Origin of the sequence: Terasakiella sediminum (assembly GCF_033100395.1) — a bacterium.
Classification (GTDB): domain Bacteria; phylum Pseudomonadota; class Alphaproteobacteria; order Rhodospirillales; family Terasakiellaceae; genus Terasakiella.
Genome location: NZ_JAWLVJ010000001.1, coordinates 181,310 through 201,931 on the forward strand (window position 1 = coordinate 181,310; position 20,622 = coordinate 201,931).

Here is a 20,622-nt window from a genome sequence, read left to right on the forward strand (position 1 = left end):
ATGGAAGATTCTATTGAACAAACATCAACAGCGGTGATGGATTTCATCTCCCTTTACGGTCTGCAGGTCATCGGCGCAGTAATTATCCTGATCGCTGGTTTCTGGTTTGCTGGTTTTGCCAAAAACAAAATTCAAGCAGGCCTGCTAAAAAGCGGCAAAGCAGATGAGATGCTGGCAGGCTTCCTGTCCACCTTCGCCAAATATATCGTCATTGCCGTTACGGTCCTTGCGGTCCTGAACAAATTCGGTGTTGAAACTACCTCTCTCATCGCTGTCTTAGGTGCGGCCGGCTTGGCCATCGGCCTGGCGTTGCAAGGAACCCTCAGTAATGTGGCCGCAGGCGTGATGCTGATGTTCCTGCGTCCCTTCAAGGTGGGCCATTTTGTTGAAGTTGGCGGACAAGCGGGTACCATCAAAGGTGTATCACTCTTCACCACCGAAATGGCAACAGGCGATAACGTCAAGATCATCATGCCAAATTCGCAGGTCTGGGGCAGCGCAATCAAGAACTTCAGTGCCCATGACACCCGCCGTGTCGATCTGATCATGGGGATTTCCTATGAAGATGATATCGATCAGGCGATGGCTGTTATCGAATCCATCGCAAAAGCCGATGATCGCATCAAACAGGACCCGGCCCCTGTGCTGGCAGTGGGCGAACTGGCCGATAGTTCGGTGAACCTGGTCGTGCGCCTTTGGGTCGATGCTGGTGACTATTGGCGCGTCAAATGGGACATTACCAAACAGGTCAAACAAACCTTTGATGAAAAAGGAATATCCATTCCTTACCCGCAGCAGGTGGTTCATCATGTGAATGAAGAAAAAGCTTAAACATACATCTGTCATCCCCGCGAAAGCGGGGACCCAGTTTGCCAGTTGAACAAATGTTCCTGGGTTCCCGCTTTCGCGGGAATGACAGTGTGTTTTAAAGCCCCGTCGGTTGCCCGACCACAACGGCCATCAGATTTTCAGGGGTCAATAAGGATTTCGCGACCCGGTTCACATCTTCCGGCGTCACCGCTTCGACCTCCTGATTTCTCGTTTCCAGAAAATCGATGGGCAGGTGATCTTTCTGCATGCCGACCAGAATGGAAGCAATCGCATCACTGGATTTAAAACGCAGCGCGAACGATCCGGTCAGGTATGTCTTGGCATCCATCACTTCTTGTTCGGATACCCCCTCACGGGCGGCCTTTTCCCATTCTGCGCGCACTACGTCCAGAGTTTCTTTCACGCGGGCATTCTGTGTACCTGCCCCTGCCATCCAAAGTTCGGCTTCTTCATAATTGGCAAGGTAGCTGTAGACGGAATAAACGAGACCGCGCTTTTCACGCACTTCTTCATAAAGACGCGATGAAAAACCACCGCCCCCCAGAATATAGTTCAGCACATAGGCCGGATAGAAATCCTTATGGTCGCGCTCAATCCCTTTTTGCGCAAAGATAATACTGCTTTGCGGAACAGGCTTATCAATAACCGTCAGGCCATTAGAAAAGGCAATTTTAGCGGCAGGCACATGCCAGCTTGCCGCCTTATCAGGCAGATCCCCAAAGGTCTTATCCAGCAAGACTTTCAACTGATCCGGCGTGATGTCACCAGACACGCCGACGATCAGATTGTCTTTACCCAGTCGTGTCTTGGCAAAAGATTTCAGATCATCCGGGGTGATATTGGCAACACCGGACAAGGTGCCGCGTGATCCCCGCGCATAGGGGTGATCGCCAAAAATCTGTTTATAGAGGCTAAGGGCCGCTAAACTATCTGGGTCTTCTTCGCGTTGACGCAGGTCTGCAAGGATTTGGCTGCGGATCCGTTCAACAGGTTCTGTTTCAAAGCGCGGATCTGTCAGGGCAGTCTTGAGCATATCAACAGAAGCGTCGAGATTTTCGCTCAACGTCAGAAGACGCCCACTGTAACTGTCCATACCTGCTTCGAAACGGATAGTTATCGACAGGTCTTCCAGGCGACTTTGGAAGCCTTGAGAATCCCATTTGCCAGCCCCTTCGTCCATGGTGGAAGACGCGAGACGGGCCAGTCCTTCCTTCCCGTCCGGATCCAGGGCAGAACCGCCACGGAAAGAAAAGCGCATGGCCACAATCGGGTTGGTGTGATCTTCAATCAGCCAGGCTTTAATGCCTTTGTCAGACGTTACTTCCTGAACCGGAGCCAGCGCATGAACGGGTAGGCTGAATAGCGTCACAAGTAAGATAATGATATATTTCATGAGCCTTCTCCCTTGCTCAGCAGCACGCCGGTTGTTGAATATTTGTCTTTCAAAACAGCACGCAAGGCCGTATTGACACTATGGGGGTTCACTTCCTTAATTCGATCCGGCCAACTTTCGATCTGATCAATCGTCACGCCAATGGCAAGAGAACTTCCTAACACCTGTGCAGCAGTCCCCAGATTATCGCGGGCAAAAACCGCTTCATTCACCAGTGTCTTCTGCGCGCGCATCACTTCATCCTGGGTCACGCCTTTTTCGAGCAGCAGATCGATCTCGTTTAGGATCGCCTGTTCCACAACCGCGATATCGACACCCTGTTTAGGCGACGCCCAGAAAGTTATCGTCGTTTGATCCAGCATGCTCGGCGAATAATAGAATCCGGCAGAATCGGCAACTTTCTGATCAATCACGAGAGAACGATAAAGACGACTGGTCGAGCCACCGCCCAAAATATTTTCCAGAACCTGCAGATCGTAAGGTGAGGTATCGCCCTCTTCCGCCGATCCGTAACTTGGGGCCAGATAGCTTCGTTGAATTGAATTCTGCCGCACACGTTCATCCCATTTAGTGACACGGCGGTCCGCATGCTGGGTAGGTTCAATGGGCCGGATACGTTCAATCTTTTCCCCAGCCGGGATCACCCCATAATATTTTTCGGCCAACGGTCGAAGTTCTGCCAGCGTGATGTCGCCTTCCACAACTAGGACCGCATTATTGGGCGCATACCATTTCTTATAGAATGTATTCAGGTCATTCAGCGTCAGCCCCTTGATCTCATGCTCCCAACCGATCACGGGGATGCGGTAGGGATGATTCATATATTGAACGGTGCTGATTTGTTCGCGCAGTTGCGATCCCGGATTGTTGTCTGTGCGTTGACGGCGTTCTTCCAGAATGACCTGACGTTCCGGCTCAATCACTTCGGCTGTCAGCGTCAGATTGGTCATCCGGTCAGCTTCCAGTTCCATCATCAAGGGAAGGCGATCTTTCGCAACCGTCTGGAAATATCCTGTATAATCATAGGAAGTAAAAGCATTGTCGCGCCCGCCGTTTTTCGCAACGATCTTTGAAAATTCACCGGGTGCACGGGTTTTGGTGCCTTTAAACATCAGATGTTCAAAATAATGGGCAATACCGGATTTCCCTGCAGGTTCATCGGCGGAACCCACCCTGTACCACACCATATGATGAACCACAGGTACACGGTTGTTGGGGATCAGCACAACCTGCATCCCGTTTTTCAGGGTAAAGCTTTGCGGATTAAAAACGGCTGCTTCTGATTTCAATGAAAACAGTGCAAAACCAATAATCAGGAACAGAATACGCACACGTACATCCTTCTTAACATCATTCAAGACTATTATGGATGTAGCGTGAAACAATGACCAAACAAGGGCAAGCTTGATCTTAAAGATCGTGAATTAGTCGAATAAACCTTCAAGCAGGGCTTTTTCTTCGCGTTCGATCACAACTGCGTTCGCGCCTTCAACTTTCTGCCCCAAAGCTTGTGCTTCACGGATGCGTTGTGCTTCTTTGGCGGCATCGATTTTTGTGCCGAATTCACCTTTGTCACGCCAGAACATCAGCTCTTCTGTAAAAGTTTCAGATTCTTCGATAAAAGCACTGGTTTCGCGATCAATGGTGCGGCGGATACCTGGGTCCGCATTCAACGCCCCAGTTTGACGCAGGATAGACTGCAGACCCGGGCTCATGCCTTCATAACCTGCAACAGTTTGACCAACAGGTTCTGGTGCATTGCGTCCTGTTAGTGCACGTTGTGCCTTCACAGATTCTTCTTCGCCCTGTGGGCGTTCCGCCCCAGGTGTTGGCGGTTTTAAGGAATAATCAGGCGGCAGGCTAAGCGGGGCACGTGAATAAACGGCAAATTCATCCGGGGCTGATTTTTCCAGACCCAGCATTTCCTTGGCACCACTGCAGGCACTTAAGGCCACACAGACAACTGCCAAACTCAGAAACTTCTTATATGTTGCAACAGACATATCAATCGCCGACGTTAAAGTTAACTATTCACTCTCATTATTTTTAGATGAATCTGGCTTGCGAAACAAGCTATCTAAAATCAAAAGTGTCGCCCCACAGGTAATTCCCATATCCGCCACATTAAAGGCTGGCCAGTGATAACCCGCCACATGGAAGTCCAGAAAGTCCGCAACCGCGCCCCAATGCAGGCGATCAATACCGTTTCCGATGGCCCCGCCAATGATCGCACCACACGGTATGGCAAAAGCCAGGCGGCCTTCCCGATACATCCAGACCGCCAGCCCCACAGCGGCCACAAAGGCCATCCCGGCAAGGAGGTAAACTTTAATTTCCGAATCCCAACCAAACATACCAAAGCTGACACCGCGATTCCACGCCATAACAATATTGAAAAAGGATGTTACTTCAATCACGCGCGGCGGCGCCATCACGCTATAAACGATTTCAAACTTGGTCCATTGATCCAGCAAAAAGATGATCAGCGCCATCAATAATCCACCAACAACGGGCTTTTGTTTTAAGGAATCCAGCATCTAAATCCAACTGATCGTCATTCCTGCGTAGGCAGGAACCTTAAAAGACATGAAAAGAGATCCCTGCCTGCGCAGGGATGACTCCAGAACTAGTTAGGCAATCGCATCTTCGCAACGCTTACAGATACCACCTTCTTCAGTGACTTCTGGCAGGATCTGCCAGCAACGCTCACATTTACCGCCTGCAGCTTCCTTAAAGACAACACCAATGCCCGCAACATCTTCCATGGTGAAAGCCCCATCCGGCACGTCGCCTTCGCTCAGGCTCGCAGCAGACGTAATGGAAATCTCAGCCAGATCAACACCGTCCATGGCTGCAACATAATCAGCTGTTGCATAAACTTCAGGGGCAGCCTGCAAAGAAGACCCGATGGTCTTTTCTTTTCGTTTCAGTTCCAACGCGCCTGTGACCACTTTGCGCAGGTCGCGCACTTTGGCCCATTTGGCTGCCAGTTCATCATCTTTCCAGCTTTCAGGAATATCCGGGAATTGACGCATGTGAACGCTGTCGGCATTTTCGCCAAAGCGACATGTCCAAGCTTCTTCCATGGTGAAGACCAGGAAGGGAGACAGCCACGCGGTCAATGTGTTGAACAACGTATCCAGAACGGTGCGCGCAGCACGACGGCGGATGCTGTTTTCCCCATCACAATAAACCGCATCTTTACGGATATCGAAATAAAAGGCAGACAATTCAACCGCACAGAAGTTATGCAGTTCTGCAAAAGCCTTGTGGAAGACGAAGTCGTTACAAGCGCCGCGCAGTTGCTGATCCAGCTCGTACAAGCGGTGCAGCACCCAGCGTTCCAGTTCCGGCATTTCTTCAACAGGCAGTTTTTCTGCGTCTGTAAAGCCTTCCAGGTTACCCAGCAGGTAACGAATGGTGTTACGCAGACGACGATAAACGTCAGACTGTTGCTTGATGATTTCCGGGCCGATACGCAGATCGTCTGCAGTGTCCGCAGAAACCACCCACAAACGCAGGATATCCGCACCATACTGGTTATTCACATCCTGCGGGCTGGTCACGTTGCCCAATGACTTGGACATCTTGAAGCCTTTTTCATCCAGCACAAAGCCGTGCGTCAGGATCGCATCATAAGGCGCGCGATCACGTGTGCCACAGGATGCCAGCAGGCTTGAATGGAACCAACCACGGTGTTGGTCGGACCCTTCCAGATAAAGCGATGCCGGCCAGGACAGATCATCGCGATTTTCCAGAACGAACGCATGCGTTACACCACTATCAAACCAAACGTCCAGAATGTCGGTCACCTGATCATAATCTTCAGCGTTATAATCGTTGCCGAGGAATTCCTGCGGATCACGTGAATACCAGGCGTCTGCACCTTCTTCTTCAAAGGCGGTGATGATGCGATCAACCACATTCTGGTCGCGCAACGGCTCACCCGTTTTCTTGTCAACGAACACCGTGATCGGCACACCCCACGCGCGTTGACGTGACACACACCAGTCCGGGCGATCCTTGATCATGCCACCCAGACGGTTGCGGCCCATGTCTGGAACGAACCGTGTGTCATCAATCGCCTTCAACGCCTTGTCGCGTAAGCCATTTGTGTCCATGGAAATGAACCACTGCGGGGTGTTGCGGAAGATCAGCTTGGCCTTTGAACGCCACGAACATGGATAGCTGTGCGTGATTTTGCCGGATGCCAGCAAGCTGCCAACCTCGGTCAGCTGTTCCAGCACATGCGGGGCAACTTTATAGACATGTTCGCCTGCAAAAATCGGCACATGCTCATAATAACAGCCATCAGGACCCACGGTATCCGGCACGGCAATGCCATATTCCATGGAAACTTCCCAGTCTTCCTGGCCATGGCCCGGTGCGGTATGAACGAACCCGGTACCTGCTTCAACCGTCACATGGTCACCTGCGATACAAGGAACGTCAAAATCATAATCACGACCGCGCCATGGGTGGCTACAGATGGTGCCTTCCAGCTCGCGGCCTTTAAACATGGCGACTTGTTTGAAATCAGCAACTTTGGCTTCGCCCATGACTTCTGCTGCCAGCGCTTCTGCCAGGACGATTTTTTCACCGACGCGGGCCAGTGATCCGTCATGCACATCGATGACTTCATAGACCGCATAATCGATATCATTGCCGTATGAAATGGCGCGGTTGCCCGGCATAGTCCAGGGCGTGGTGGTCCAGATCACGATGGTTGCATCTTTCACCGCATCCAGTTTGGTTTCTTCAATTTTGAAACGTACATGGATGGTGGTGGATTCGTGATCGAAATATTCAACTTCGGCTTCAGCCAGCGCCGTTTTCTCAACAGGCGACCACATGACAGGCTTGGCCCCTTTATATAGACCACCGTTCATCAGGAAACGACACAGCTCTTTCGCAATGGTGGCTTCGGCCTTATTCGTCATGGTCAGATAAGGATCTTCCCAGTTGCCCGTAATGCCCAGGCGTTTGAATTCTTCGCGCTGAACGTCGATCCATTGCTTGGCAAACTGGCGGCATTCTTCGCGGAATTCCAGAACAGGCACTTCGTCCTTGTTCTTCTTTTTCTTGCGGTATTTCTCTTCGATCTTCCATTCGATCGGTAGACCGTGACAGTCCCAGCCCGGCACATAGTTCGCATTCTTGCCCATCATCTGTTGGGAACGAACGATGATGTCTTTTAGAATCTTGTTCAGCGCGTGACCGATGTGCAGATGACCGTTGGCATAAGGGGGGCCATCGTGCAGAACGAAGGGCTCACGGCCCTTGCCGTCTTCTCTCAGTTTTTCATAAAGACCAATTTTGTCCCAGTTTTCCAGAATCAACGGCTCTTTCTTGGCAAGGCCGGCACGCATTGGAAAGTCGGTTTTAGGCAGGAATACAGTCGATTTATAGTCCACAGTCATGGTCTTCACTTACAGGTGAGAGTTAAAAAGGTTCGGTCTTCTTTAGTATGTCTTGGGCAGAGATGCAATCTTTTGCGATCTGTTCCTTGATTTCATCAATTCCACTGAATTTTTGTTCCGGCCGGATGAAGTCTAAAAGGGCGACACGCAGGTGTTTGCCATAAAGGTCGCCGTCATAATCAAACAGGTGGGCTTCCAGCATAATATCGCGCTTATCAAAGGTCGGTCGCTTGCCGATATTGGCCACCCCATCATGCCAGACGGTGCTGGTCCCATCATCCACGCCTGCGCGAATGGCATAGACGCCATAGGCGGGTTCCAGATAATCATGCAGTTCCACATTGCAGGTTGGAAAGCCGATGTCGCGCCCGCGCTGATCCCCCTTGACCACACGGCCTTCAATCTCAAACGGACGGCCCAGAACGCCACGCGCTTCAGCAGGTTGTCCGCCATAAAGATATTCACGCACGCGGGTGGAGGAATAAGCCTCCCCGCCGTCATCCTTGACCGGATTTACGCAAGTAAAGCCAAAGCCAAGCTCCCGACCTTTATGCAGCAGCATATCTGGGTTGCCCTGACGTTTGGCGCCGAAATAGAAATCATAGCCGCAGACCACATGTTTGGCCGCCAGTCCGTCAATCAGCACATCCTGAATAAAATCTTCCGCCTTGCGGCTGGCAAAGTCTTTATCAAACTGCAAAACGACCAGATCATCCACGTCCATTTCTTCAATGTGGCGCGCCTTGATGCGAAACGGCGTGATCCGAAAAGGGTCTTGGGTTGGGTTGAACACCATACGCGGATGGGGCTCAAACGTCAGCACCACCCACGGGATACGATGAGCCTTGGCGATCCATCCGGCTTCGCCAATAACCTCACGGTGCCCCAGATGCACCCCGTCAAAGTTTCCAATCGCGACCGCGCCCCCTTTGACCTCGGGCGGCAAGTCCTCAAAATGTCTGAATATGCGCATGCGCCGAAAGTAGCCGGATTGACGAAAGGGTCAAGCGGAAAGATGGAGAATGCGGGAAATTTTAAGAATACTGGAATAACATTACTCTTATAAATTATAATTTAAATTTACTATTATCCTTTTTTTATTTTTGCAGCAGTTCTTTTAAATGCACGCTCTCATTCGCTAGCGTTATTTCCCATTTACCATCTTGTCTTTTGCAAGTAATTTGTCCATATAGGTGGTCCACTCTTTTCAGCTTACCACCTTTCGCGGTTGCTTTAATCATCTGTTGAACCTTTCCTGTTCGTTTAACCTTTTTAGGTTTGAGATTGTTGCTGGTGATGAATATATCATTAGTTTTAGTGACGAGTCTTTCAACATCCTTTTTACGCGGTAACCTCACAGCACCATTGACAAAAGGCGTGAGTACGCAAAGTGGGGCATCAGATAACAGTTTAGTCCAAATTTCGTCATGATCACCATTTTCTGAACCGTGATGAGACACTTTATATACATCTGCTTTTCCTCTAGGTCTTGCAGATGAATTCAGAATAGCTGACCAACCTAGTTTGGGATTACCTGTCTCTTCTAAATCAGAACCTAGCAAAATATTTAGGTCGTTAGATTCGACCCATATAGCAATCGCAACGTGATTGGGTTTTTGTCGAATGGCTTTTTTACCAGCTTCACCAATTTGGCGGTGATTTTCGCTGATAGCAGTAAGGAATTGGATATACTGCTCATTTGAAGGGGATAGCGTATGAATTACAGTGTCTGAACTAGAGTTAATATCTTCAGCAGGGAAGCGTTCAATAACTTTATTGTCTAATGCCATTTCAGGTTCACGACCACTCTCTGCGAGATATTCTAAAACACTAGTTATTTCTCTTGTGCCATTGCCACCTGTTATTGGCGTGGCTGATAAGAAAGATACTGCGAATTCGATAAATTCTTCATCTAAAAGTGCACCAGGCATCACAATTTTAGCATTCTTACATTGCTTTATTATATCTGCCATTCCTTTAACATGGTCATCATGCCAATGTGAAATGACAATTAATTTGATGGCCGCAGCAGGGTCTAATCCCTTTTCTTTTAAATACTTCAACGCCACTGGCTCATGCGTCTCAGGGTCAAGGCATGAGTCAATTAACATCCAATGGTTGTTTCCATTGTCTACAAGTATCGACTCCCCAAAATTAGGGCCAAAGATAGTAATTTCAGCAACCATCTATTTTATTTTTGCAAAAAAGGATGCCAACTTTTCAGCTTTTTCTTTAGCTCGCAATTGGTCTTTTTTAGTATATCGGGGTAGTCGTCTAAATTTAAGTATGGATGAGTTCGACTGTGTACCATGAACCACTTGTTTTCCTATGAGCCAAGTAAAAATGGCTCCTTCAGTTAACAAGGTTTTGTCGTCATTGGTGACTTCAGAGAACTCAAATTCAGCGACTTCGACATTACCAACATTCGTTAAATCACGTAATTCTGCTTCAAAATAGTCAGCATGTAATTTAACAACAGTACCTTCCCATTTTTGGAGAACTTTGAATTTGTCTGTACGTGAGATTAAAGAAGTTTTGTGAATGATTTTTAGGTTATTGCGAAGATTAATTTCTGCATCCATCGTAGAAGCAGGTGAATTCTCTTCTTTTAACCCCAAATAAGACAAGCGACTCTTTACTTCCTGATAATTCAGATCATTACCATTAAGCTCTAGTTCCTGATTATAATCATCTAGAGTTGTTGATACGGGATCAAAAGGAACCATCGATTACACCTGTTGAATTGACAGAATTGTCTCATTTGAATCGGCAACAGACTTTTCCCACTTTTCATTGAGAATGTCTAGGATTATTGAAGAACCTAAGACGTCTTCTTGTTTTTCCACTTCAAAATGGTTGTTAACTTGAACACTCACAGCAAAGGCCCCTGCCTTCTCTGCTTCAATCTTAATTTGGGTATATCCATACCCCCCGTCAAGGCGTGACTTGCGACCATTCTCATCGCCCGTGGCTTGTTCCATAACTATAGTACGAAGCCCTCCTACTCGCTCTCCTTCTCTATACATAAGCTCTCCCCAGGGCTCTTTTGGTGCGAGTGTATCTCCTAGGTGATGCCAAGCATTCTCATCTGGATAACGATATGTAACGGTGCGATTAATTCCCATTTGATAAATGGGAGTGCTATCTAAAATGTCAAAACAAGATCGAGTGAAGTCAAAAATTGCTTCATGTGGCTCCATATCGCAAATGGCCATGAAGCGACCTCTGTCTATATGTAGCTTGCCCCAATTTAAGTTAAGGATAGCAACATCTTGATGGATAATTTCTAAAGCACCTTCTTCTATTTCAAGTCGTAGGGCTTCTTCCGCGCCAATTAGATCAACACTTTCAAGCCACCTTGGTTGAAATATCAAAGGATTAAATTTTCCCACCAAGACAATACTTGTCTGGTTTGACTCTAGACCATATTTATAATCCATCACACTCTCATAAGTAAGAATACGCTACTCTTTCCTAACCTATATAAGTTAACATATTGTATTAAATTACGAAAAACATGAATTTAAAATTTTTCGTATGTAAATAACATTTCTTACCGCTATCAACCACTTACGTTCAATCCCGGATCACATGCGGGACAAACCGGGACGTGTCCTTCGTAATGGCAGAACTGTCTTCCCTGATCCCCAGACCACAGGGCTGGGAGGCGACTAGCCAGCTGCCGATGACAGTGTGGTTGCCTTCGAAGACGGGGAGCGGGTGCAGCGCTTGGACGATGTGGCCTTCTTCGCCGTAGGGGCCGGGCACTTCTGCCACAATTTGACCTTCATTCACCATGGTGACGCCAGCGCCTTCACGCGAATAGATCGGTTTTTTCACATATCCACCGGAAAGTTTATTCGCATCTTCCATGAAGTATGACGGCAACAGGTTGGGATGGCCTTCGAACATTTCCCACAACAACGGCAGGATGCCCTTGTTGGACAGGATGGATTTCCAGGACGGTTCAATGAAGGTCACGCCGGATTTGGGCATGGCTTCACCGAATTCATCGCGCATCATCCATTCCCACGGATAGAGTTTAAACATATCAGTAATGACATTATCCTGCAGGTCGGTAAGCCGTCCTTGTGCATCAATGCCGATTTCTTCCATATGGATGAAGTGCGTGTTCACATGGGCTTGGGTTGCGCATTCTTCCATATAAAGAACGGTGCCTTCATCTTCCAGACTGCCCTGGCAGGCCGCCATATGAAGCGTGCCATGGATATCCATATTGGCAAAGGCGCCAATCATCTGTTCGTGGATGGAATTATACTGGTCGCAATCAGGCGGGATCAGGCCTTGTTCCATCGCCTGTTCCATCCAGACCCACTGAAAGGCCGCGCTTTCATAAAGGGAAGTTGGGGTATCAGCATTATATTCAAGAAGCTTGGCCGGGCCAGAACCATCATAGGAAAAATCCATGCGGCCATAGAGGTTTTTTTCCCGGTTCATCCAGCTGCCGCGCACATAATCCCAGTAAAATTCAGGGATGGCGAGCTTTTTCAACAGGCTTTCATCTTCCACCACCCGGTCAACGACCTGAAAACACATTTCTTCCAGCTCAGCGGTTGGATCTTCGATGTGGTTTTCGATCTGATCCATGGTAAAGCGATAGCACGCGCTTTCATCCCAATATTTCTCCCCATCAATGGTATGAAACTGGAATCCGACTTCTTTGGCCAGCTGCTGCCAATTGTCACGTTCTTGAATGTCGATGCGAAACATAAAGTCTTAGCCGCCGAAGCTTCTTGTGCTTGTGCGTGCGGCGGTGGAGCCAAAACCACCACGACGCACGGTTGATGTTTTCGTGCTGGGCGCTTTGGTCACGTTTGAAGGAACCTTCTGAACGCCCGTCTTGCTGGAAACTTTCTGATTATCGCCCGTGCGGAAAGATTTTGGATCATCCTTGGAGCGATAAAGCGGCTGCGTTGCCACGTTGGAACGCGTCCCATTCGACAACATGGATCCCATCATATAGCCCATCATCAATGGCATAAAGACAGAACCACCGGAGGATGTTTGTTGCGGGGCCTGTTCACACTGTTCCGGACCGAAGTCTTCCTGACAATCTTCGATGGAGGTATATTTCGGGGCGGTGCGAATATGTTCTTCAGCAGCTTTTTCCCAGCCTTGACGACATTGGTCCAGGTCCTGACCTTCATATTTGGCGCATTCATCCACATCTTCAAAGATGGCGGCAACCTCATCCGGGTTGTCACATGCGGTCATGGAGAAAAGGGTCGCCCCCATCAGGGCCAGTTTCAAAGATTTGCTGCGTTTCATAACTCACCTGTTTTGACGTTTGTCCCATAATCTAGTAGGAATGCCAAAAACAACAAGTGAATTTTTATGACAGACAGACCGAACTATATAACCCCAGAAGGCCTACAGGCTTTAAAAGACGAAAAACACCAGCTCTGGTCGGTGGAACGCCCCCAGGTGGTCAAGGTGGTTTCCTGGGCCGCAGGCAATGGCGATCGCAGTGAAAATGCGGATTATCAATATGGCAAAAAACGCCTGCGCGAAATTGATCGCCGCGTGCGCTTTCTGACCAAACGGATTGAAGCCGCCCAGGTCGTCAAGGTGGAAGAACAAACCAACCGTGAACAGGTGTTTTTTGGCGCGACCGTCATTTATGAAAATGACCGCGAAGAAGAAGTCAAAGTGCGCATTGTCGGCGAAGATGAAGTCGATTCGACCATCGGACTGATCAGCTGGATTTCGCCGGTCGCACGTGCCCTGAACAAAGGCCGCGTTGGTGATTTGGTCACCGTTAAAACCCCGAAAGGGGATGAAGAGCTGGAAATTCTGAACATCCAATATTAAAAAAGGGCCGCAACGCTATTTCCGTTGCGGCCCTTTTTCCTTAGGTCGTTTCATTAACCCGTGATGATTTCAATATCACTGGCGGTGATGGTCGTGCTGCCTTCCACGTCCGCAATCTTGGTGCTTTCGTAAGAAGTCCCACTGCCATCAGCATCATAATAAACCTCTGCATTGTTCGGGTTCTGACTGTCCTGAACCACAATAAAGGTCGCTTTGGCATCCTTCGTGGCAGACAGATCGGTCAGGAAATCAACCGCTTCGCCTTGAGCAATCAGATCAGACAGATTACCTGCCAGACCGCTCAACCCTTCAAAGGTATCTGCCTTGAAGCTAAGCGTGTCGGTGGATTGGAAGTCGGTAATGGTATCAAAATCCCCATTGGCCGTTTCAGCGAGCGACCCAAAGACAAAGCTATCCGCCCCGTCCCCGCCTGTAAGGATGTCTGATCCTGTACCGCCGGACAGAGTGTCATCCCCGCCTTCCCCTTTAAGAAGGTCATCACCTTCAAGGCCGTTGATGGTTTCGCCATATTCATTGCCAATGACCACGTCATTCCCCGTTGTGCCATCAAAATCAGCAACAAATTCCAATGTCGAATAGCCGCTTAGTGGGGTTAAGGTCCAGTCATCAGATTTAAACAGGAAGGTCCCGTCTTCGTTATAACTGGAAGCCGCAGGGAACCAGTCCAGTGTTGTATCAATGCCTGTGTACACATTCTCATAATTTGTGCCATTGATGTTAAAGCCGATTGTCCCATTATCCATATCAATATAGACACCGACACGTTGCGCAGCCCAAATGCCAGAATCACTTATCTCCTCATAACTTGAACCACTGATTTTCCAAACATTTGGATCACCATCAAGAATACCGTAACTTTCGCCCGTATTGGCATTCCCCAGATAGGAAATGGGTGGCGTGCTGGTCATAATCCCCAGCGCATGTTGCCCCCCGGAGCCCTCATTGCGATCAACCTGATATTCGAAATACCATTTACCTGTTTTAGGCAGTGCCACATCGGCAAGATGGTTCACCCATGCCGTTGCCGTATTGTCGAATGTCTGGTTCTCGTTATAGTGACCTGCTTCATAGGTTTGAGGGTTGTCTGATCTAATTTCAATGGACATGTCAGCGGAACTGACATTCCCCATCTCATCGGTGACTGTATAAGTAAAGCTGTCTGCGCCTTCGGTTTGACCTGCCTTGAACTCATACTCACCTGTGCCGCTGTTCAGCAAGCGCACCTGATGACCATCTGCTGTGGTGATCCAGCCCTCAGCATCAGGTGTACCATCGATGGCGAAGGTGACTTCCTTGTCGCCATCCCCGTCAGCGTCAATATCACCTGCCCCGGACAGGAACCAGGTGGCTTCGTCGCCAGCATTAACAGAAATCACGCCACCTTCTGCTTCTGGGGCAAAGACAAACTGTTCAATGTTGGTATAAGTATCCACCTCGTTCGTGGCGATATGAGTTACTGTGCCTGCCTGTTCATCAACTATGTAAGCCGAGCGGGCTTCATCGAAGAAGAGGCGGTCTTTATCGCCATCGCCGCCATCAATCACATCTGAACCAGCACCACCGTAGAGGTCATCATTACCGTCACCGCCAGACAGGGTGTCGTCCCCGCCCTGACCTTTGATCAAATCATCACCAGCAAGGCCGTCGATGGTTTCATCATATGCGTCACCAATGACCACGTCATTCCCGGTTGTGCCATCAAAATCAGCAACAAATTCCAATGTCGAATAGCCGCTTAGTGGGGTTAAGGTCCAGTCATCAGATTTAAACAGGAAAGTTCCGTCTTCGTTATAACTGGAAGCCGCAGGGAACCAGTCCAGCGTGGTATCAATGCCTGTGTACACATTCTCATAATCTGTGCCATTGATGTTAAAGCCGATTGTCCCATTATCCATATCAATATAGACACCGACACGTTGCGTAGCCCAAATGCCAGAATCACTTATCTCCTCATAACTTGAACCACTGATTTTCCAAACATTTGGATCACCATCAAGAATGCCGTAACTTTCGCCCGTATTGGCATTCCCCATATAGGAAATTGGCGGTGTGCTGGTCATAATACCCAGCGCATGTTGCCCCCCGGAGCCCTCATTGCGATCAACCTGATATTCGAAATACCATTTACCTGTTTTTGGCAAAGCCGCATCAGCAAGATGATTTACCCAGCTTGTGGATGGATTATCAAATGACTGGTTCTCGTTATAATGACCTGCCTCGTAGGTTGTTGGAACACTATCTGGTATCTCAATATTCATAGCAGACTGGCTCACATTCCCCAGTTCATCAGTTACCGTGTAAGTAAAACTGTCCGTTCCTGCCGTCTGGCTGGCCTTGAATTCATATTCACCCGTCACAGTATCAATCAGACGAACCTGATGACCATCCGTCGTGGTGATCCAACCATCAACGTCCGGTGTGCCATCAATGGCAAAGGTAACTTCTTTGCCGCCATCGCCGTCGGCATCATAATCACCAGCACCGGACAGGAACCAAGTGGCGTCATCCCAGGCATTCACAGAAATCACACCACCGTCGGCTTCTGGGGTGAAGACCAGTTCTTCGATATTGGTGTAGGTATTCACCTCACCCGTTGCGATATGGGTGACCGTCCCAGCAGTTGCATCAATAGTATAAGCAGAGCGGGCGTCATCAAAGAAGAGACGGTCCATCCCGTCGCCCCCATCAATCACGTCATTGCCAGCGCCACCATACAAGTCATCATCACCAGCCCCACCTGACAGAGTATCATCCCCGCCTTCACCTTTGATCAGATCATCGCCTGCAAGGCCATCCACTAGATCCACTCTGGATGTGCCAAAATAAATATCATTACCATCAGATAGTGTCGGTGTTGAACTTTCAAACGTCAAACGCTGAGAATAAATCCCGCCTTCGCTACCGTCCTGACCCGAACTGTCCCAAGTTACAATTACATCCCCATTTGCCAGTGTATCCAACGCAATATCCGCTTGATTACTAGTCTCATATGTATTGATTTGTGTTTCCGGACCAACTTGATTGCCATTCACGTCAAAGCGTTGAACATAGACAGCAAAACCACTTTCATCCCGATTGTTGTCTTCCCACGCAATCAGGAAGCCTCCATCCGTCAATGACGTAATTGCAGGGAAACGTTGATTATCCAGATCAGAGTCATGAACCTGAAACGCGACACCCAGCTCTTGACCAGAGCTATCATAACGTTGGGCAATGATGGCATTCCCGCCACCGTCCTGATTAAACGATTGCCAAGTCACGACAAACCCGCCATCTTTTAAGGCAGCGACATCGGACAATTGCTGATAACTGGTATCATATTCAGTATTCACCAGAAACTCATCATCCAACGGATTCCCGGAACTATCATACTGACGTGCGTAGATATCGTATGATGTCCCACTATGATCGCGGCTGGACGTCCAAGTCGCAACAAAACCACCATCTGCTGTTGCTGTCAAAGCAACTTCCATTTGTTCGGATGAGGTATAGGTTGGAATCAGGAATTCATTGCCAATGGTCTGGCCCGCACTGTCAAAACGTTGACCATATACACCCAGCATACTTCCGTCCTGACCATCAGATTGCCAAGCCACAACGTAACTGCCATCAGATAGAGTGGTAATACTTGAATGATTTTGATGACCTGTCAAATAGGTGTTCACCCTCACTTCAGCACCGATAGGATTTCCCGAGGCATCAAACTGACGGGTATAAACATCATACCCGGTTCCACTATTGTCACGGCTGGATGTCCAGCTGGCAACAAAGCCACCATCAGGCAGTCCTGTAAGCGACACATCGATCTGATCAGACGATGTATACGTCGGAATCAGGAATTCCCCATCAACAGCTTGCCCTGCGGCATCAAATCGTTGCCCATAGATGCCATACATGCTGCCGTCCTGACCATTGGATTGCCAGGCCACCACGTGTCCACCATCACTGAGCGCTGCCACGGACGGATAAACTTGTGCTGAAGCGGTATAGGTGTTGACTTGCGTTTCTCCTCCCAACGGAAGAAGCGCACCCAATGCACCACCATTTAACTCAACGGATATCTCCGCAGATCGTACATTCCCCAACTCATCAGTAACCGTGTAGCTAAAATCATTCTCCCCATCCGGGTTTCCGGCCACAAATTCATATTCCCCGGTCGCCGGATCAATCAGGCGGACCTGGTGCCCCCCAGCCGTTGTAATCCAGCCTGTGACAGGATCAGGCGTACCATCAATCGAAAAAACCAGGCCGGGTTCCCCTGCGCCAGATAAATGCCAAATGGCTTCATCCCCAGTGTTTACTGAAATGACGGCATCATTAACGCTCACTTCCTGAAGTTCATGAACGTTGATCGCATCCAGATAGGCGCCAAGGGTATCTTCGGGTTGCAGGCCTTCAAAACCTATTTCTGTTGTAGCCGCTGAACCTTCAATAATAACGCTGAATGTTGTCCAGCCATTTGCATTTGTCGTTTGCTCAATCTGATAGCTTGTTGTACCGACAATCGTAATATTGCCATTACTATCAGAGGTAATATCAAAACTTTCCGATCCCACATGAACCCGAAGATCACTTGTGTCCTCATTGCCTGGACGGGGCATGTAGTCAAAAGTCAAATGGTACGTATCATTAGGTGTATTAAGTGTTTTGGTGATTTTTGGTAGAGAGGAAGAACCATGACTGTCAAATTCGGCATGTGCGGTTCCGTCTGAACCACCAGTTGTGCCGCCAATATTGCCATTCTGGATTTCCAGATCTGCGACACTTTCCACATCCCAGCCATTCACATTCCAGCTGTCTGTTTCATCAAACAATCCCCAACTGTTCCCAGTTAATCCACTATTTTCGAAGGATTCGCTGAAAATAAGCGCACCTGTTGTAAAAACAGAATTCTGACTTGTCATTGATTAATTCTCCTTGATTTTACCGATCACGGAGAAATGTAACAGGATCTTTGGAAAATGGTATGACACACAACACATAAGAGTATTTTATTCTCAATGCGTTGCATTATTGCCACACCATATAATTGTATATATTAAAGCATCTCAAAGAATGTTTTCAGATCATCATCCAGTTCTTCAACGGGCTTAATCTGGTCACCAGCCGCCCAGATCACGGTGATCGCGCCCGCATACGACCCGGCGGAGGCTTGCGCAATATCACCGATGCGATCAGATACCTTCTTGGACTGATCGGCAACCACCCCGACTTTCTCTGAAATATCAGTTGTGGCTGCGCCCTGTTCTTCTGCAGCAGCAGCAATAGCCGCTGAGACCTCATTGATCTCGTTAATCGTGCGATTGATATCGCGTGATTTGCGAACCACCCCTTCAGTCGCATCCTGAATATGGCCCACCTGATCAGAAATCCGGTCAGTGGCCTTGCTGGTCTGGTCCGCCAGGTTCTTCACTTCGGCAGCAACAACCGCAAAACCTTTCCCTGCATCGCCAGCACGCGCTGCTTCCACCGTTGCATTCAGGGCCAGCAGGTTTGTTTTTGCGGCAATGTCAGAGATCAGCTGAATAACCTCACCAATATTCTTGGCTTCTTCAGACAGGATCGTAATATCATTCTGAATGGAATTTACATTATCCATCGCGGTCTGCGAGGTTTCGCTGGCGTAGGATACCTGACGGTTAATTTCTGATACGCTGGCCGCCAGTTCTTCAGCGGCCGCAGCAACCAGCACAATACTTTCCGATGCATCATTGGCCGCTTCGGCCACATCAATGGTACCGGATGAACTGGTATCGATCCGCCCGCCCATGCTTTCAGCTTCGGTCACGATGGCCTGTGCGTTTTCAACGACCTTTTCCACTACATTATGAACCTTGTCCTGCATCTCATGAGCCTGATGCTGCATGTCAGAAAGATTGTGGATAGAGGCATTGATATCCTGTGCTGCTTTCAAAAAGGCCCCGGTCATCCCGGTTTCGATAATAAAGCGGAAATATTTTTTCTGGGCCACATATTCCATCGCCGCTGCCGCTTCACGTACAAAAGCGTCCGTACGGTCGATCATGGCATTGACCGAATTATAAAGCGCCTGAGTTTCACCGGATGCCGACGTGGTGATCCGGGCTTCGAAATTGCCCTGATCAACTTCATTACAAACCCGCATGACTTCACCCAATGCCCCAGATTTTGCAGTGCTGGAACTTGGCCCACCCAATGACATCGCGATCAAAATACAAGCACTGACCACAACCGTCAGCACCAGGCTCACCATCGAAAATCCGGCGGTGACAGACATAAAGACAAACAAACCCAACAGGGCAAGAAGCGCCGTTGAAAGCAGGATCTGGCTTTTATAAAGAGAGAATAAATTCATCGTAACCGACCCCTTTTTCATTCAAGACATCCAGAAGCATCTGTGTGGAGGCTTCCATCCCTTCTTTGCGGTTTTGATAGGCTTGTTCTTTTTTCAACAAGGCAGCGTAAAGCGGTTTGATCGCCTGTTCCAGAACCGACTGTTTGGGCACACGCCGATTGGAATGATAGCCAATGATCTGGCCGTCTTTATCATAACTAGGCGTAACATGGGCAAGCACCCAGTAATGGTCCCCGTTTTTGCAGCGATTGATCACATAGGCGAAAATTTCCTGCTTTTGCGCAAGCGTATCCCACAAAAGCTTGAACACACATCTGGGCATATCGGGATGCCGGATCAGGTTATGCGGCTGGTTCATGACCTCGGAAAGCTGGTATCCGGCAACATCCAGAAACACCTGGTTTGCATAAGTGATACGCCCCTTGGTATCAGTTTTACTGACAATGATCTGGTTGTCATCGAAAGTCCGTTCCACCCCTGACAGGAAAGTTTGATCTTGTGTCATTTATTTCTCGTTATATTCTTATTTTCTGTATGGTCATCTTCACAAATTAATCCTTAAAAATACAGGCAAAAAGTGCGATTACGTACTATTACCTATTGATTAAATATCCAGATTGCAACCACCAAATTGGCTTAATCGTTGACTCTTGCAAAAACTTGCGTATATTGCGCCAACTTGACGGGTTTTATGGTTTCATAAAGCCCTATATTTGTTAACACGCTGTTTGAGGTTCTCGTCTTCGAGTCGAAGTTTGGTACTCCCAACACCGTAAAGCGCGTAAATTTAA

16 protein-coding genes are annotated in these 20,622 nt (G+C 48.5%); 2 read left to right on the top strand and 14 right to left on the bottom strand.

Annotated features, from left to right (window positions below; all coding sequences use genetic code 11):
* Window positions 1-831: a mechanosensitive ion channel family protein gene (locus RYZ26_RS00905; protein ID WP_317681207.1), complete on the top strand. Its 831-nt coding sequence runs from the start codon at window positions 1-3 to the stop codon at window positions 829-831.
* A 94-nt stretch (window positions 832-925) separates the two neighbouring features.
* Here RYZ26_RS00905 and RYZ26_RS00910 read toward each other — a convergent pair whose 3' ends face one another.
* The 11 genes from RYZ26_RS00910 to RYZ26_RS00960 form a co-directional block, all read right to left on the bottom strand.
* Window positions 926-2,224, bottom strand: a complete 1,299-nt coding sequence (locus tag RYZ26_RS00910; RefSeq protein ID WP_317681208.1) for a M16 family metallopeptidase — start codon at window positions 2,222-2,224, stop codon at window positions 926-928.
* A complete protein-coding gene (locus tag RYZ26_RS00915; protein ID WP_317681209.1) occupies window positions 2,221-3,555 on the bottom strand; it encodes a M16 family metallopeptidase in 1,335 nt (444 codons plus the stop codon). Before RYZ26_RS00915 ends, RYZ26_RS00910 begins: the two co-directional genes overlap by 4 nt.
* A 93-nt stretch (window positions 3,556-3,648) precedes the next feature.
* On the bottom strand, window positions 3,649-4,227 hold the full coding sequence (locus tag RYZ26_RS00920; protein WP_317681211.1) for a DUF3035 domain-containing protein: 579 nt from the start codon (window positions 4,225-4,227) through the stop codon (window positions 3,649-3,651).
* A gap of 24 nt (window positions 4,228-4,251) precedes the next feature.
* The gene (gene lspA, locus RYZ26_RS00925; protein WP_317681213.1) at window positions 4,252-4,761 is read right to left on the bottom strand and encodes a signal peptidase II; all 510 of its coding nucleotides are present in this window, start codon (window positions 4,759-4,761) and stop codon (window positions 4,252-4,254) included.
* 93 nt (window positions 4,762-4,854) lie between these two features.
* Window positions 4,855-7,644 carry an isoleucine--tRNA ligase gene (ileS, locus tag RYZ26_RS00930; protein ID WP_317681214.1) on the bottom strand — a complete coding sequence of 930 codons (2,790 nt, stop codon included), beginning with the start codon at window positions 7,642-7,644 and terminating at the stop codon, window positions 4,855-4,857.
* 22 nt (window positions 7,645-7,666) lie between these two features.
* The gene (locus RYZ26_RS00935; RefSeq protein ID WP_317681216.1) at window positions 7,667-8,617 is read right to left on the bottom strand and encodes a bifunctional riboflavin kinase/FAD synthetase; all 951 of its coding nucleotides are present in this window, start codon (window positions 8,615-8,617) and stop codon (window positions 7,667-7,669) included.
* A 124-nt stretch (window positions 8,618-8,741) separates the two neighbouring features.
* Entirely contained in the window at window positions 8,742-9,830 is a 1,089-nt protein-coding gene (locus tag RYZ26_RS00940; RefSeq protein WP_317681218.1) for an MBL fold metallo-hydrolase, read from the bottom strand.
* Complete coding sequence (locus RYZ26_RS00945; RefSeq protein ID WP_317681220.1) at window positions 9,831-10,370, bottom strand: hypothetical protein; 540 nt, start codon at window positions 10,368-10,370, stop codon at window positions 9,831-9,833.
* A gap of 3 nt (window positions 10,371-10,373) precedes the next feature.
* Complete coding sequence (locus tag RYZ26_RS00950) at window positions 10,374-11,084, bottom strand: hypothetical protein (protein ID WP_317681222.1); 711 nt, start codon at window positions 11,082-11,084, stop codon at window positions 10,374-10,376.
* Between the two features lie 136 nt (window positions 11,085-11,220).
* Window positions 11,221-12,375: a glutathionylspermidine synthase family protein gene (locus RYZ26_RS00955; protein WP_317681223.1), complete on the bottom strand. Its 1,155-nt coding sequence runs from the start codon at window positions 12,373-12,375 to the stop codon at window positions 11,221-11,223.
* A 6-nt stretch (window positions 12,376-12,381) separates the two neighbouring features.
* A complete protein-coding gene (locus RYZ26_RS00960) occupies window positions 12,382-12,933 on the bottom strand; it encodes a DUF1190 domain-containing protein (protein ID WP_317681224.1) in 552 nt (183 codons plus the stop codon).
* A 66-nt stretch (window positions 12,934-12,999) separates the two neighbouring features.
* Here RYZ26_RS00960 and greB point away from each other — a divergent pair, with 66 nt between their 5' ends.
* A complete protein-coding gene (gene greB / locus RYZ26_RS00965) occupies window positions 13,000-13,476 on the top strand; it encodes a transcription elongation factor GreB (protein ID WP_317681226.1) in 477 nt (158 codons plus the stop codon).
* Between the two features lie 53 nt (window positions 13,477-13,529).
* Here greB and RYZ26_RS00970 read toward each other — a convergent pair whose 3' ends face one another.
* From RYZ26_RS00970 to RYZ26_RS00980, 3 genes are all read right to left on the bottom strand, one after another.
* Window positions 13,530-18,401, bottom strand: a complete 4,872-nt coding sequence (locus tag RYZ26_RS00970; protein ID WP_317681228.1) for an SPRY domain-containing protein — start codon at window positions 18,399-18,401, stop codon at window positions 13,530-13,532.
* Between the two features lie 134 nt (window positions 18,402-18,535).
* The gene (locus tag RYZ26_RS00975) at window positions 18,536-19,831 is read right to left on the bottom strand and encodes a methyl-accepting chemotaxis protein (RefSeq protein WP_317681230.1); all 1,296 of its coding nucleotides are present in this window, start codon (window positions 19,829-19,831) and stop codon (window positions 18,536-18,538) included.
* Window positions 19,809-20,336 carry a PAS domain-containing protein gene (locus tag RYZ26_RS00980; protein ID WP_317681232.1) on the bottom strand — a complete coding sequence of 176 codons (528 nt, stop codon included), beginning with the start codon at window positions 20,334-20,336 and terminating at the stop codon, window positions 19,809-19,811. Before RYZ26_RS00980 ends, RYZ26_RS00975 begins: the two co-directional genes overlap by 23 nt.
* Window positions 20,337-20,622: the final 286 nt, after the last annotated feature.

Coding starts and splice junctions, on each gene's coding strand:
- RYZ26_RS00905 (WP_317681207.1), top strand. CDS start 1: ATGGAAGATTCTATTGAACAAACATCAACAGCGGTGATGGATTTCATC.
- RYZ26_RS00910 (WP_317681208.1), bottom strand. CDS start 2,224: ATGAAATATATCATTATCTTACTTGTGACGCTATTCAGCCTACCCGTT.
- RYZ26_RS00920 (WP_317681211.1), bottom strand. CDS start 4,227: ATGTCTGTTGCAACATATAAGAAGTTTCTGAGTTTGGCAGTTGTCTGT.
- lspA (WP_317681213.1), bottom strand. CDS start 4,761: ATGCTGGATTCCTTAAAACAAAAGCCCGTTGTTGGTGGATTATTGATG.
- ileS (WP_317681214.1), bottom strand. CDS start 7,644: ATGACTGTGGACTATAAATCGACTGTATTCCTGCCTAAAACCGACTTT.
- RYZ26_RS00935 (WP_317681216.1), bottom strand. CDS start 8,617: ATGCGCATATTCAGACATTTTGAGGACTTGCCGCCCGAGGTCAAAGGG.
- RYZ26_RS00940 (WP_317681218.1), bottom strand. CDS start 9,830: ATGGTTGCTGAAATTACTATCTTTGGCCCTAATTTTGGGGAGTCGATA.
- RYZ26_RS00945 (WP_317681220.1), bottom strand. CDS start 10,370: ATGGTTCCTTTTGATCCCGTATCAACAACTCTAGATGATTATAATCAG.
- RYZ26_RS00950 (WP_317681222.1), bottom strand. CDS start 11,084: ATGGATTATAAATATGGTCTAGAGTCAAACCAGACAAGTATTGTCTTG.
- RYZ26_RS00955 (WP_317681223.1), bottom strand. CDS start 12,375: ATGTTTCGCATCGACATTCAAGAACGTGACAATTGGCAGCAGCTGGCC.
- RYZ26_RS00960 (WP_317681224.1), bottom strand. CDS start 12,933: ATGAAACGCAGCAAATCTTTGAAACTGGCCCTGATGGGGGCGACCCTT.
- greB (WP_317681226.1), top strand. CDS start 13,000: ATGACAGACAGACCGAACTATATAACCCCAGAAGGCCTACAGGCTTTA.
- RYZ26_RS00970 (WP_317681228.1), bottom strand. CDS start 18,401: ATGACAAGTCAGAATTCTGTTTTTACAACAGGTGCGCTTATTTTCAGC.
- RYZ26_RS00975 (WP_317681230.1), bottom strand. CDS start 19,831: ATGAATTTATTCTCTCTTTATAAAAGCCAGATCCTGCTTTCAACGGCG.
- RYZ26_RS00980 (WP_317681232.1), bottom strand. CDS start 20,336: ATGACACAAGATCAAACTTTCCTGTCAGGGGTGGAACGGACTTTCGAT.